The 14,510-nt window shown below is 56.7% G+C and carries 11 protein-coding genes; 4 read left to right on the top strand and 7 right to left on the bottom strand.

Annotated elements, in window-relative coordinates; genetic code table 11:
* Positions 1-253: 253 nt before the first annotated feature.
* Both SERS4_RS0110875 and SERS4_RS0110870 read left to right on the top strand, forming a co-directional pair.
* Positions 254-1,813 (top strand): PTS transporter subunit EIIC, encoded by a 1,560-nt coding sequence (locus SERS4_RS0110875; RefSeq protein ID WP_017892497.1) that lies wholly within the window; start codon positions 254-256, stop codon positions 1,811-1,813.
* 25 nt (positions 1,814-1,838) lie between these two features.
* Entirely contained in the window at positions 1,839-3,224 is a 1,386-nt protein-coding gene (locus SERS4_RS0110870) for a glycoside hydrolase (protein WP_012006431.1), read from the top strand.
* Between the two features lie 16 nt (positions 3,225-3,240).
* Here SERS4_RS0110870 and SERS4_RS0110865 read toward each other — a convergent pair whose 3' ends face one another.
* The 7 genes from SERS4_RS0110865 to SERS4_RS0110835 all read right to left on the bottom strand — a co-directional run bounded on the left by SERS4_RS0110865 (position 3,241) and on the right by SERS4_RS0110835 (position 9,799).
* Positions 3,241-3,954, bottom strand: coding sequence for a MurR/RpiR family transcriptional regulator (locus SERS4_RS0110865; protein ID WP_017892496.1), 714 nt, complete (start codon positions 3,952-3,954; stop codon positions 3,241-3,243).
* A 114-nt stretch (positions 3,955-4,068) separates the two neighbouring features.
* Complete coding sequence (gene cobB, locus SERS4_RS0110860) at positions 4,069-4,905, bottom strand: Sir2 family NAD+-dependent deacetylase (protein ID WP_012006429.1); 837 nt, start codon at positions 4,903-4,905, stop codon at positions 4,069-4,071.
* A gap of 11 nt (positions 4,906-4,916) precedes the next feature.
* On the bottom strand, positions 4,917-5,837 hold the full coding sequence (gene nagK, locus SERS4_RS0110855) for an N-acetylglucosamine kinase (RefSeq protein WP_017892495.1): 921 nt from the start codon (positions 5,835-5,837) through the stop codon (positions 4,917-4,919).
* A gap of 55 nt (positions 5,838-5,892) precedes the next feature.
* Positions 5,893-7,140: a lipoprotein-releasing ABC transporter permease subunit LolE gene (gene lolE / locus SERS4_RS0110850; RefSeq protein ID WP_012006427.1), complete on the bottom strand. Its 1,248-nt coding sequence runs from the start codon at positions 7,138-7,140 to the stop codon at positions 5,893-5,895.
* Positions 7,140-7,844, bottom strand: coding sequence for a lipoprotein-releasing ABC transporter ATP-binding protein LolD (lolD, locus tag SERS4_RS0110845; protein WP_012006426.1), 705 nt, complete (start codon positions 7,842-7,844; stop codon positions 7,140-7,142). Before lolD ends, lolE begins: the two co-directional genes overlap by 1 nt.
* Positions 7,837-9,039: a lipoprotein-releasing ABC transporter permease subunit LolC gene (gene lolC, locus SERS4_RS0110840; protein WP_012006425.1), complete on the bottom strand. Its 1,203-nt coding sequence runs from the start codon at positions 9,037-9,039 to the stop codon at positions 7,837-7,839. The genes lolD and lolC overlap by 8 nt, the downstream gene beginning before the upstream one ends.
* Positions 9,040-9,157: 118 nt before the next feature.
* Positions 9,158-9,799 (bottom strand): transcriptional regulator, encoded by a 642-nt coding sequence (locus SERS4_RS0110835; RefSeq protein WP_026142320.1) that lies wholly within the window; start codon positions 9,797-9,799, stop codon positions 9,158-9,160.
* 86 nt (positions 9,800-9,885) lie between these two features.
* On the opposite strand from SERS4_RS0110835, the gene SERS4_RS0110830 reads away from it, so the two are divergent.
* On the top strand, positions 9,886-10,869 hold the full coding sequence (locus SERS4_RS0110830) for a threo-3-hydroxy-L-aspartate ammonia-lyase (RefSeq protein ID WP_017892494.1): 984 nt from the start codon (positions 9,886-9,888) through the stop codon (positions 10,867-10,869).
* 151 nt (positions 10,870-11,020) lie between these two features.
* Entirely contained in the window at positions 11,021-14,503 is a 3,483-nt protein-coding gene (mfd, locus tag SERS4_RS0110825) for a transcription-repair coupling factor (protein ID WP_026142319.1), read from the top strand.
* Positions 14,504-14,510: the final 7 nt, after the last annotated feature.

Genomic DNA, 14,510 nt, shown 5'->3' with positions numbered 1-14,510 from the left:
ATGATTTCCTTCATTGACCGGCCGCTGCAGCCGAAGTTATCGCCAGCCACGGCTTCTGTTGTGTGATCCTCTTCACGACGGGTACCGGTTGTCAGCCACTGACCACCAGTACCTATTTCCGCTGACTAATTGCATCACCGGATCTTTCCTCCTATAACTTAGCCAAGGCAGAGTTTGCCCCTTTATCTTTCGCCATCCCAGGGAGCTTTATCGTCAACGTCGTTATCCATTAAAATATAAAAAAGGAACTGACATGAAAGGTATTATCGATAATATCTTAAGCAAGCTGCAGCTTTTTTCCAAAGCCATGATGGGGCCGATATTCTTCTTGCCGGTTATTGGTTTAATCCTGGCATTAAGTTCTATTCTTACCAACGCCACACTGGTAAATGAAAATTCCGGGATTTTCCATGTAGGGAAAATGCTCGGCGATACCTTCTGGCCATTATTTGGTAATCTCGGGTTAATATTCTGTATCGGTATTACCTATGGACTAGCCAGGGATAAAAAGAGCGAGGCCGCATTGGTGGCGGTAATGTGCTTTATCATGTTCCTCGGCGCCAACTCGTCTTATCTGCAGCTTAGTGGCCACGTAGCGCAAAAAATCAACGGCGAATTTTACGGCACCGGGCAAACCGAACTGCTGGGTTTCACCGTGGTGGATATGGGCATATTTCTCGGTCTTATCCTCGGCATCACTATCGCCTGGGTACATAACCGTCTGTGTAACGTCGAACTGAACGGCGTGTTATCGGTTTATGGCGGCTCCAAACTGGTACTGATCGCCATGACGCCGGTGATTGTGCTGTATGCCATCGCCTTCAGCTATCTGTGGCCGGCTATCTCGCACGGTCTGATCTCGCTGACCGGCTTTATGAAAAGCTCCGGTTCGCTTGGCGTATTCGTTTACGGTTTCTTCGAGAAATTCCTTATTCCCACCGGGCTGCATCACTTTATCTGGTCCCCATTCCAGCTCACCAGCATCGGCGGTTCGATCGTGCAGGATGGCCACACCGTTTCTGGCTCACAGGCGATTTTCCTGGCCTATATGCGCGACCCGAGTATTTCGCCGCTGATGAATGAAGCACTGCGTTTCTCGCAGCAGGGTATGGTGACCATCTTTGGCCTGTCAGGCGCAGCGCTGGCCTTTTACCACACCGCCAAACCGGAAAAGAAAATGCTGGCCAAGGCGATCCTGATCCCGGCCATCACCACCTCGATTCTGGTGGGCATCACCGAACCGATCGAGTTCACCTTCCTGTTTATTTCGCCGCTGCTGTGGGTGATCCATGCGGTGCTGACTGCGCTGTCGCAGGTTGCCTGCAATCTGTTCGAAGTGCGGCCCTGGGGAGCCAGCGGTCTGATTGAGTTCCTGGTGTATAACCTGCCGTTGCCGGTGGCCCTCACTCGCTGGCCGCTATATGTCGTGATTGGCCTGATTCAGTTCGCCGTCTATTACCTGGTATTCAAAACGCTGGTGCTGAAGCTTAATTTGAAAACGCCGGGCCGCGAGGATGACGACGAGGTCAAACTTTATTCAAAACAGGAGTATCAAAATAGTAAAAGCACGCCTAATGAATTGAGTGGAATAATTATTCGCGCGCTTGGCGGTAAAGACAACATTATTTCCGTCGACAACTGTTTCACCCGGCTCAGGGTTGAATTAAAAGACATGCAACTGGTAGATGAAGCGGCATTAAAAAGTACCGGTGCCAAAGGCGTGGTGAAAAATAGGCGTGAGGTTCAGGTTATTTATGGTGTCACCGTTGGCAAGGTCAAAAACCAGGTCGAAAAGTATTTAGCAGCACTCTGACATTTATTAATTTGGGAGATATTAAATGAAATTAACCGTTCTGGGCGGCGGCGGCGTGCGTTCGCCGTTCCTGGCCAAATCTATCGCCTACAACGCCCACCGTATCGGCGTCACTGAAGTGGTGTTTATGGACACCGATCAACATAAACTGGCCATCTACGGTGCCATCGCTCAGGGGGTATTCCAGCGTATTCGCAGCGATATCGCCTTCAGCCTGACCAGCGATGCGCATCAGGCATTGAGCGGTGCAGACTATATCATCACCACCCTGCGTATCGGCGGCGAAGAGGGGCGTATTGATGATGAACGCATCGCGCTCAACCATCAGGTTCTGGGGCAGGAAACCACCGGTGCCGGCGGCTTCGCCATGGCAATGCGTTCAATCCCGGCGATTATCGATTACTGCCGACTGATCGAACAGCTGTCGTCACCCGACGCAGTGCTATTCAACTTCACTAACCCTTCCGGCATGGTGACCGAAGCTATCATCAAGTCAGGCTTTAAACGCCAGGTGTACGGTATCTGCGATGCGCCCAGCGAGTTTATCCGCGAACTGGCCGAGCTGTTGGGTTGCCGCGAGAGTGAATTGAGTATCGACTGCTTTGGCCTGAACCACCTGTCCTGGTTCCGCAATGCCAGGGTCAACGGCGAGCCGGTAACCGAACGGCTGCTGGCGGACCCGCGCCTGTACCGCGACACCTGCATGAAATACTTCTCACCAGAGCTGGTCGAACTCTCCGATAACCTGATGCTCAACGAGTATCTGTATTACTACTACTATCGCGAGCAAGCGATCGCCGCTATCGTCAGCGCCGGAGAAACCCGCGGCGAGCAAATTGCGCAGATCAACCGGCAGATGCTGGCAGACCTGGCCGAGCTGGACATCCCGAACCAGCTGGATCAGGCCTTCAGCCTCTACTTCAGCCATTATCTGACGCGCGAAAACTCGTATATGCAGCGCGAGTCCAACCAGGGCAAGGTGAAAGAGCGCACCATGCTGACGCTGCAACAGTTTATCGAACAACCGGACAGCGGTGGCTACGCCGGGGTGGCGATCGATATTCTGGAGGCGGTGAACAGCGGCCAACAAAAACGCGTGGTGGTGTCGATGCAAAACAACGACACGCTGGACTTCCTGCATCCTGAGGACGTGATCGAAATCAGCTGTGAACTGAGCAGTGCGGGCATTCACCCGGTGAAAATGCGCGATATTCCCGATACGCAAAAAAACCTGATCGCTCGGGTGAAAGAGTACGAACGGTTGGCAGTAGAGGCTATTTTGGAAGGTAACCGTAAAAAAGCCATCAAAGCCTTGATGGTGCACCCGCTAGTGAATTCTTACTCGCTGGCAAAAACGCTGGTGGAGGAGTATCTGCAGGCCCATCGGCAATATGCCGAACACTGGCGTTAATCCCGGCGGCGCGGCCTCAGCGGCTGCGCCGTTCAAACCAGGCCTTGATCAGGTTTTCAAACCCCAGCAGACAGTGACCAAAGAACGGGTTGGGGTAATAGATATCGTGGTCATACTTCTGCCGATCTTCATAGATAAAACTCATATCGGCCTGCTGCGCCAGCGGGCTGTCACCGTCGCCACAAAACGCCGCCAGCCGGATATCGTTACGCTTCACCGCCTCGCTCCAGTTCAATGCCGAACCACTATTGCCCGATTTTGAAATCACGATCACCATATTGAAACGAAAACGCGTCTCCCGATCGAGAATATCGAAGTCAGGCCACAGCGACAGATAGCTGTCGATGCCCAGAGTCATAAACTTGTTGTACATGTACTGCGCCACCAGCTGCGAGAAACCGCTACCGTGGATCAGAATTTTCCCCTCATCGAGCAGATCGAGGAACTGCGCCTGCTGCTGCACGCTAACCGCCACGGGTGCCGATTTTTCAGCCAGATAGGCTGGCGCCATGGCCAGGTTGAATTTGATAAAATACACCAGCTCCAGATAGCCGCGAAATCCCAGTTTTTTGGCCAGCCGCACCACCGTTGACGGCGAGCTATAACAACGGGCGGAAAGCGCACGAATGCCCTCGTCGATGCAGGCATCGGGGTTATCGAGAATACAGTTGAGAATAGCCAGATCCGTTTTACTCAGATCCGCCTGGCTGAATACCTGTTTGAAGTTCACCGTCACCCCGTTGGCGCTATTATGACGAAAGAAGGTGGGTACTTTCTGGATGGCCAGCCCGTGGAGCGGCGGGTGTAACCCCAGGGGGCAAAAACTTGCCCCCTGGGGCCAAACTTATGGCTGGTCCGCTCGTGCTACCTTGCCGACCAGAAATTTATGCACAAACCGTGGCACCACTGCACTGGCCTGGCCATAGTGTTTTTCATCAAACTGGCTCTCCACCTGGCTGGGTTCCAGATTCAGCTCCATGGTATGCGCCCCGCCCAACCGGGCCTCATGCACAAAACCGGCGGCCGGGTAAACGTGGCCTGAGGTGCCGATAGCCACGAAAAAGTCGGCCTTGGCCAGCGCCTGATAAATTTCATCCATGCCCAGCGGCATTTCGCCGAACCATACTATGTGTGGCCGCAACGGCGCCGGGAACTGGCAGCAATGGCAGCGATCGTCGACGCTGAGATCTTCCGGCCAGTCAAATACCTGCCCGGAACTGGTGCAGCGCACTTTCAGCAGTTCGCCGTGCATATGCAACACTCGGGTGCTACCGGCACGTTCGTGCAGATTATCGATATTCTGCGTCACCAGCAGGAAGTTATCCCCCAGCCAGGCTTCGAGATCTGCCAGGGCACGGTGTGCGGCATTAGGCGCAATCTCCGGCGACTGCAGCTGGCGGCGACGCTCATTGTAAAACGTCTGAACCAGCTGCGGATCGCGCTGGTAACCCTCCGGCGTAGCAACGTCTTCTACCCGGTGCTCTTCCCACAGCCCGTCGGCAGCGCGGAAGGTGCGAATACCCGACTCGGCCGAGATCCCAGCCCCGGTCAACACCACGACAAACGGCTTTTTCAGCTCGGCGGCCGCCATGGTGTCGCGATGAAATATCCGCGAACGAAAGCGCTGATGCAGCACATGCTTACTCTTGCGAAACTGACACAGCCGATGGCGAGTGTGCATTAACTCTCTCCTTACTTTTCCCTGTTGTCCAAATTGAGGAACGCAGCTCCGCGCACCCCACCGGCATCGCCGTAGCGCGCCTTTTCAATCCGTGGCAACTTGGCCACCCGCAACAGATGCGCCGGCAAACGCTGCGGTAATTCCTGGTAGATCGCTTCAAAATTCGATAAACCGCCGCCAATCACCACCAGATGAGGGTCGATGATGGTCAGCAGATTACCCAGACATATCGCCAGCACGTCCATAAAACGTTCGACGTGAGCCACGGCCTGCGGCTCACCCGACTGATAATGCGCAATGATCTGCTGCGCAGGCAAGTGCTGCTGGTAAAAGTGGGCATACATCCACTCAAAACCGCGGCCGGAAATGTAATTTTCGATGCAACCCTGATGACCGCAACCACAAGGAACGCGAGGAATATCACTCCCCAGCACCTCAAGGGCATCTACCGGCAGGCGGAAGTGGCCGAATTCACCGGCGATATAATTACGCCCGGAGACCACCTTGCCATCGACGATTAACCCGCCGCCAACCCCGGTCCCGAGAATGATGCCCAACACCGTCGGATAGTGACGGAACTCTTCGTCCCAGGCTTCCGACAGTGCAAAGCAGTTGGCGTCATTATCAATGCGTACTTCGCGGCCAATCAGCTCGGCCAGGTCATGCGGCAGCTTCTGCCCCATCGCCGCCGGCACGTTGGCGGTGAACACCGTGCCGTCGTCATCGTTGGGCAGACCCGGAATGCCGATGCCGACCATGCCCTTCTGGCCGCAGAACGCATCCGCTTCAAAGGTCAGGTCGCGCAACGTCGCCAGCAGTTGCTGATAATCTTCACGCGGCGTTGGCACTCTTTTTTGCCAAATGCGCTGCAGGTCTGCGTCGAATACGCCCAGCTCAATCTTGGTGCCGCCCATATCGAAACCGTAGTACATAACCCACCCTCAGGCTAAAAAAATGGGGCGGCATCTCTGCCTCCCCTGATTTTGATTATTGTCCGCTCAACACTCGTGCCGGATCGATACGGCTGGCACGCCTGGCCGGATACCAGCTAGCCAATAGGCTGAGTACCAGCGCGGTCACCAATACAATCACCACGTCCAGCCAGTGCAGCTCGGAAGGCAGGAAGTCGATGAAGTAAATATCTCCCGACAGGAATGAGTGCCCCATCAGTTTTTCCAACCCTTTGATGATATTGGTCAGCTGCAGCGAGGCGATCACCCCGACCACCACGCCACTGACGCTGCCCACCAGCCCGGCCAACAGGCCGTACCAAATAAATATGGCGCGGATAAACCCGTCTTTGGCACCCAGGGTGCGCAGCACGGCGATATCGCCGCTCTTGTCCTTCACCGCCATCACCAGCGTAGAAACGATATTAAAGCAGGCAACGCCGATCACCAGCACCATCGCCAGATACATGATGGCGCGGATCATCTGGATATCGCGGTACATATAGCCGTAGGTGCCAATCCAGCTCTTGATGTAAACGTAGGAGTTGGTGACTTCACCGGCGTCACGCACCAGTTTGTTGGCGGCAAACACGTCGTTCACCTTGATGGCTATACCGGTCACGCTGTCGCCCATATCCAGATACTGCTGGGCATCGGCCAACGGCACCATCGCCAGGCTGTGATCGAGCTGCCCGCTGAGCTGCAAAATTCCGGTCACGTGCAGACGAATGCGTTTGGGTTGCAACAGCTTCATTTGCGGATCGCTGTTGGGGATCATCACCGTCACATAACTGCCCTGCTTGACGCCCAATGCATCCGCAACCCCCTTGCCGAGGATCACCTGTTGCTCACCGCTTTTGAAATTGGCCCAGGCATCGCCCTGCACGTATTTCGGCAGCGCACTGAGCTGGTTTTCCTGCTGAGGATCAACGCCTTTGACACCGACCGCACGCAGCTGCGCGCCATTTTCCATCAGGCCGGTAAAGTTGATATAGGGGGCGGCGGCGAGGATGCCCGGCACCTTCTCCACCCGTTGCAGAATCGACGACCAGTCTTTGAACGGCTGTTTCACCGGTTCGATTTCACCGTGCGGCACCACCGCCAGAATGCGGTTTTTCAGTTCGCGCTCAAAACCGTTCATGGCACTCAGGCCGACGATCAGCACCGCCACGCCCAGCGCAATACCGATAGTTGAAATCACCGAAATCAGTGACACCATACCGCCACGCTTGCGTCCACGGCTGAAACGCAGGGCCGTCAGAAAGGAAAGTGACGCGCCTGCCATTACTCAGCCCCCAACAGGGTCAACTGGGCCTGCAGATGGCCGTCAGCCATTTCCAGCTGGCGACTGAGGCGCTTGGCCAATTGCAGGTCATGGGTCACCACCAGGAACGCGGTGCCCTGGCGCACGTTCAGTTCACCGAGCAGATCAAAGATGCTGTCGGCGGTGCGTTTATCCAGGTTGCCGGTGGGCTCATCCGCCAATACCAACGACGGATTATTGACCAGTGCGCGGGCAATCGCCACGCGCTGACGTTCACCGCCAGACAGCTCTGAAGGCCGGTGCTTGCTGCGTTTTTCCAGCCCGACCGCGGTCAGCATTTCCAGCGCCTTTTCCTGCGCCTGCGCCGGTTTCATGCCGCCAATCAACAGTGGCATGGCGGCGTTCTCCAGGGCGGTAAAGTCCGGCAACAGGTGGTGGAACTGGTAGATAAAACCAAGCTGGCGGTTGCGCAGTTCGGCCTTGGCCGCCGAGGACAACGTATTCAGCGACTGCCCCTTGTAGACAACCTCGCCTGAGGTCGGTGAATCCAGCCCGCCCAACAGGTGCAGCAGAGTACTTTTACCGGAGCCAGAGCTGCCGACAATCGCCATCATCTCGCCCGGCTGCATGGCAAAACTGACATTACGCAGTACGTCGGTATGCAGGTTGCCTTCCTGATAAGTCTTGCACAGGTTGTCGCACTGCAACAAAAGATGGTTACTCATAACGTAAAGCCTCAGCGGGTTGTACGGCGGCAGCGCGCCATGAAGGGTAAAGCGTGGACAACAGGGAAACCGCCATCGCCGCTACGGCAATGACCGTCACCTGCAGCGGATCCACCGCCACCGGCAGCGATGCGCCGTCAATCAATGCGCCGAGGATCGGCATCAGGTTATTAAGATTGCTGGCCAGTAACACCCCGAGCAGCGTGCCGAGCAGCGAACCGATAATACCGGCGCTGGCACCCTGTACCATAAACACCGACATCACCTGTCGACGCGTCAGGCCCTGGGTCTGCAAAATAGCCACTTCGCCCTGCTTTTCCATTACCAGCAGGCCAAGGGAAGTAATAATGTTAAATGCCGCCACCGCCACGATCAGGCTAAGCAACAGCCCCATCATGTTCTTCTCCATACGCACCGCCTGGAACAGCTCGCCCTTGCGTTCGCGCCAGTCTTTCCATTCGGTACCCTGCGGCAATTTCTGTTGGCTGAGGGTATCCACCGTCAGCGGCTGCTGCAGGAACAGGCGCCAACCGGTGATATTACCGGCCGGATAGCGCAACAGGCGCGAAGCGTCCTGCTGATTGACCAGCATCTGGGTACCGTCTACTTCACTATTGGCGTGGAAGGTGCCAACCACGGTAAACAGACGCTGGATCGGAATGCGGCCCATCGGCGTGAACTGGCTGGCGCTCGGCACCATCACCCGCAGCGGATCGCCACGTTTAACGCCAAGTTGCCCGGCTAACTGTTCGCCGATGATGATGTTGTATTGGCCCGGCTGCAGCTGTTGCTGTTTGACGTTCACCAAAAACGGCGTCAGCGGATCGGCTTCGTCCGGGTTCACCCCCAGCATCACCCCCACCGCCACGCTGCGGGCGCTTTGCAGCACCACATCGCCGGTAGTCAAGGGCGCCACGCGGCTGACGCCCTGCAGGCTCTGCACCGCCGATGCCGGGATCTGTTGAGGATTGACTGACCCCTGGGGACTGGTAATCAACGCCTGCGGCATCAGGCCGAGGATGTTGTTCTCCAGATCCTTTTCAAAACCGTTCATCACCGACAAGACGGTAACCAACGCCATCACCCCCAGCGTAATGCCGATGGTGGAAAGCCAGGACACAAACCGCCCGAAGCGGTCTGAAGCTCGCCCGCGCATGTAGCGCAGGCCAATGAATAACGCGACAGGTTGATACATGAAATCCGTTTTGTTGCCGTAGCTTAAGCGAAAGTGATCAAGGATAATAAAGGCTATACCCCGTTTAGGGAACCACCCTGACGCCTTTTATTCCGCCGATCGCGCTAACGGCAGCACGTCACCCGGCGTCACGCTTTAACAGGTTGTAAACCGACACCCGCGAAATACCCAAGGCTTCCGCCGCCATGGTGGCTGCCCCGCGCAGTTGCAGATAGCCCTGCTGCTTTAACAGTTGGAGCGCCTGAAAACGTTGCTCGGAAGAGAGCGCACGCGGAGCGGTGGCATGCGAAGCCGCAAAGTTGTTGATCACCGAGGCGATGTCCGACAGCGAGCGCACACCTTCGGCAACCGGCTGCGGCGTGCTCTGCACCACTGCGGTTAACTGCTGCAAAATAGCGGTGGCACTGTTGAAAATCGAAACGTCCAGATTAAGACAAATCGCTGCCACAAAAACGCCCTGACTGTTGCGCAGACCTATTGAAGTGCTCTTGGCCGGTCGGCCGTCCGGGAAGGCATTGGCATAGTTTTGCACTACGTCTGGAAAATCCGGCGAGGCAATACGTTCCAGCCCCATTTCGCTGGCGGCGTCACCAATGTTGCGGTTAGACAGATTATTGGCGATGGCGACGATAGCATTCTCCGGCTGGGTCAGATCGTGCAGCACCACTTCACAACTGGGGGCAAACATCACGCCCAGCGCCTGGACAATTTTTTCCGCTTCGCGCAGTAACAGCGCATTTTCCTGTCTGAGATCGCTCATTAACTTAACCATTTGACAATAACTTAACAAAGAGTAAATTAAAATTTCCGGGTAATCAATCAACCTTTCACCAGCGCGAGGTCGCCATGAGTTCAACGCCCCACTGTATCACCGCCGCCGATATCTCTACTGCCGCAGAAATCCTGGCCGGACATGCCATCCGCACGCCGGTCATGACCTCGCAGCAGGCCGATCACCTCACCGGCGCGCAACTTTTCTTTAAATGCGAGAATTTCCAGCGCGTCGGCGCCTTCAAGTTTCGCGGCGCATACAATTCGATTGCTCAATTGAGTGATGCACAGCGCAAGGCAGGGGTGATTGCCTTCTCCTCCGGCAACCACGCGCAGGCCATGGCGTTAGCAGCCCGGGAATTAGGGGTTAGCGTAACCATAGTGATGCCGCACGACGCCCCTGCGGCCAAACTGGCGGCAACGCGCGGTTACGGCGCCAAGGTGGTGATTTATCAGCGCCACAGCGAAGACCGCGCCGCCATTACTCAGCGACTGGCGGCCGAACAGGGCCTGACCATAATCCCTCCCTATGATTACCCGCAGGTGATCGCCGGTCAGGGCACGGCCACCAAAGAACTGATTGAGGAAGTCGGTCCTTTGGATGTGTTGCTGGTCTGCACCGGCGGCGGTGGCTTGCTGGCCGGCAGCGCGGTCGCAGCGCACCACTGGTCGCCGGACTGTAGGGTGTTCGGCGTGGAGCCACAGGCGGGCAACGACGTGCAGCAGGCATTCCGCAGCGGTCATCCGGTACAGATCCCGGTCCCCAAGACCATCGCCGACGGCGCACAGACTCAGCAGGTGGGTGCGTTGACCTTCCCGATCATTCAGCAGTACGTCGAGGATATCCTGACGGTCAGCGACCAACAGCTGTGTCGGCAAATGCGCTTCTTTATGGAGCGAATGAAAATGGTGGTCGAACCGACCGGTTGCCTGGCCGCAGCGGCGGCGATGAATTCGCTGCTCGATTTGCGCGGCAAAAAGGTCGGGGTGATCGTCAGCGGTGGCAACGTTGACGTCGATAAAATCGCCGACTATCTCGCCATGGCGGCGCAAGAATAACGCCATCAGGTGGTTAAACATACGCCAATAGACCGCCGCATCGCGCTTTTACCTGTGTCAGTTTACTGCCCAGTGGGCTAGTATTAGCGGGTAAAGGCGCAGCGTGATTTGTGCCAGGGCGAAATTTAACACATTGATTAAAGATACCTTCATGAGCATCTCCGATAACCGTAACCGTTCTGCTTCTTCTTCATCCTCCCGTTATTCCCTGCCTGAGCGTGCGGGCGATTTGCGCCAGTTGGGGCAACTGACCGGCTCGGCCTGTGCCGTGGAATGCGCCGAGATTGTCGAACGTCACAACGGGCCGGTGATGCTGATCGCCCCGGACATGCAAAATGCCCTGCGTCTGCGCGACGAAATTCAGCAATTTACCGATCAAATGGTCACCACGCTGTCCGACTGGGAAACTCTGCCCTACGACAGCTTCTCGCCGCATCAGGAAATCATCTCCGCCCGTCTGTCGAGCCTGTACCATCTGCCGACCATGGTGCGCGGTGTGATCATTCTGCCGGTCAATACTCTGATGCAGCGCGTTTGCCCGCACGAATTCCTGCACGGCCACGCGCTGGTGATGAAAAAAGGCCAGCGCCTGTCGCGCGACAAGCTGCGCGCTCAACTGGAGCAGGCCGGCTACCGCAGCGTTGATCAGGTGATGGAGCATGGCGAGTTTGCCACCCGCGGTGCACTGCTTGATCTGTTCCCTATGGGTAGCGAAGAACCTTACCGCATCGATTTCTTCGATGACGAGATCGACAGCCTTCGCACCTTTGATGTCGACAACCAGCGCACGCTCAGCGAAGTCGATGCTATCAACCTGTTGCCGGCCCATGAATTTCCAACCGACAAAAATGCCATCGAGCTGTTCCGCAGCCAGTGGCGTGAGCAGTTTGAGGTGCGCCGCGACGCCGAACATATTTATCAGCAGGTCAGCAAAGGCACCTGGCCGGCCGGTATCGAATACTGGCAGCCGCTATTCTTCAGCCAACCACTGCCTTCGTTGTTCAGTTATCTGCCGGACAACACGCTAATCGTCAATACCGGTAATCTGGAGAGCGCCGCCGAACGCTTCTGGCAAGACGTCAACCAACGCTATGAGAGTCGCCGCGTCGATCCTATGCGGCCGCTGTTGGCCCCGGACAGCCTGTGGTTACGGGTTGATGCGCTGTTTGGTGAACTGAAAGCCTGGCCGCGCATGGCGCTGAAAACCGAAGAGCTGCCTGCCAAAGCCGGTAACACCAATCTGGATTACCGCACACTGCCGGATCTGGCGGTACAAGCCCAGCAGAAAGCGCCACTGGACAGCCTGCGTCACTTTATTGAAAGCTTCGACGGCAGCATTATTTTCTCGGTCGAAAGTGAGGGACGCCGCGAAACGCTGCAGGATCTGCTCGGCCGCATCAAGCTCCGTCCTTCACTGATCCAGCATCTCGATCAGGCCGAGGCGGCAGGCCGTTACATGATGGTCGGCGCCTCCGAACGCGGTTTCCTCGACGGCATGCGCAACCGGGCCTTGGTTTGCGAAAGCGATCTGCTCGGTGAACGCGTCAGTCGCCGTCGGCAAGACAATCGTCGCACCATCAATACCGATGTTCTGATCCGCAATCTGGCAGAATTGCACCCCGGCCAACCGGTGGTGCATTTGGAACACGGCGTTGGCCGTTACGTTGGTCTGACTACGCTGGAAGCCGGTGGCATCAAGGCCGAATACCTGATCCTGTCCTACGCCGGTGAAGATAAACTCTACGTGCCGGTCTCGTCGCTGCATCTGATCAGCCGTTACGCCGGCGGAGCGGACGAAAACGCGCCGCTGCACAAACTGGGCGGTGATGCCTGGTCGCGCGCGCGGCAAAAAGCCGCCGAGCGGGTGCGCGACGTGGCGGCAGAACTGCTGGATATTTACGCCCAGCGCGCCGCCAAAACCGGCTTTGCCTTTAAACATGACCGCGAACAGTATCAGCTGTTCTGCCAGGCCTTCCCGTTTGAGACCACCCCGGACCAGGAGCAGGCGATTAACGCCGTGCTGAGCGACATGTGCCAGCCACTGGCCATGGACCGCCTGGTGTGTGGTGACGTCGGCTTCGGCAAAACCGAAGTGGCGATGCGCGCCGCCTTCCTGGCGGTGGAGAACGGCAAACAGGTTGCGGTACTGGTGCCAACCACCCTGCTGGCACAGCAGCATTTCGACAACTTCCGCGATCGCTTCGCCACCTGGCCGATCCGCATTGAGATGATGTCGCGCTTCCGCAGTGCCAAGGAACAGCAACAGGTGATGGACGATGCCGTCGACGGCAAAGTAGATATCATCATCGGCACCCACAAACTGCTGCAGAGCGATCTGCGCTGGAAAGATCTGGGGCTGCTGATTGTCGATGAAGAACACCGATTCGGTGTGCGCCACAAAGAACGCATCAAGGCGATGCGTGCCGATGTGGATATCCTGACGCTGACCGCCACGCCGATCCCGCGTACCCTGAATATGGCCATGAGCGGCATGCGCGACCTGTCGATTATTGCCACCCCACCGGCCCGCCGTCTGGCGGTAAAAACCTTTGTACGCGAGTACGACAGCCTGGTGGTGCGTGAGGCGATCCTGCGTGAAGTACTGCGCGGCGGCCAGGTTTACTACCTGTATAACGACGTTGAAAACATCGAAAAAGCAGCAGCAAAACTGGCGGAATTAGTGCCGGAAGCGCGTATTGCCATCGGCCACGGCCAAATGCGTGAACGCGATCTGGAACGGGTGATGAATGACTTCCATCACCAGCGCTTTAACGTACTGGTCTGCACCACCATTATCGAAACCGGCATCGACATTCCCAGCGCCAATACCATTATCATCGAGCGTGCCGATCGCTTCGGGCTGGCGCAGCTGCACCAGCTACGTGGCCGCGTCGGGCGTTCGCACCATCAGGCCTACGCCTATCTGCTGACGCCGCCCCCGAAAGCCATGAGCACCGACGCCCATAAACGTCTGGAAGCCATAGCATCACTGGAAGACCTGGGTGCCGGCTTTGCCCTGGCCACCCACGATCTGGAGATCCGCGGCGCAGGCGAACTGCTCGGTGAAGACCAGAGCGGCCAGATGACCACCGTGGGGTTCTCGCTGTATATGGAACTGCTGGAAAGCGCAGTGGACGCACTTAAAAACGGACGCGAGCCTTCTCTGGAAGATCTCACCAGCAACCAGACCGAAGTGGAGCTGCGCATGCCGGCCCTGCTGCCGGACGATTACATTCCGGACGTCAATACTCGCCTGTCGTTCTATAAGCGCATAGCCAGCGCGAAAAACGACGATGAACTCGAAGAGTTGAAGGTGGAACTGATTGACCGCTTTGGCCTGCTGCCGGATCCGGCGCGCAACCTGCTGCAAAGCGCGGCGCTGCGTCAACATGCGCAGTTACTTGGCATCAAGCGCATCGAAGGTAATGAACGCGGTGGGTTCATTGAGTTTGGCGAAAAAAACAAGGTCGACCCAGGCTATTTAATTGGGCTGTTGCAAAGCAATCCGCAGATCTATCGCCTGGATGGGCCGAGCAAGCTGAAATTTATGCTGGATCTGACCGATCGCCAGAAGCGCCTGAAATTTACCGAAGAGCTATTGACCGCATTCCGCGAACATACGCTGGCCGCCTGAGCCAATA

It is taken from the genome of Serratia sp. S4 (genome assembly GCF_000347995.1).
GTDB classification, from domain to species: Bacteria; Pseudomonadota; Gammaproteobacteria; order Enterobacterales; family Enterobacteriaceae; genus Serratia; species Serratia quinivorans.
Note: the sequence above shows the minus strand (reverse complement) of the source record. Positions and strands in the feature narration are given on the sequence as shown.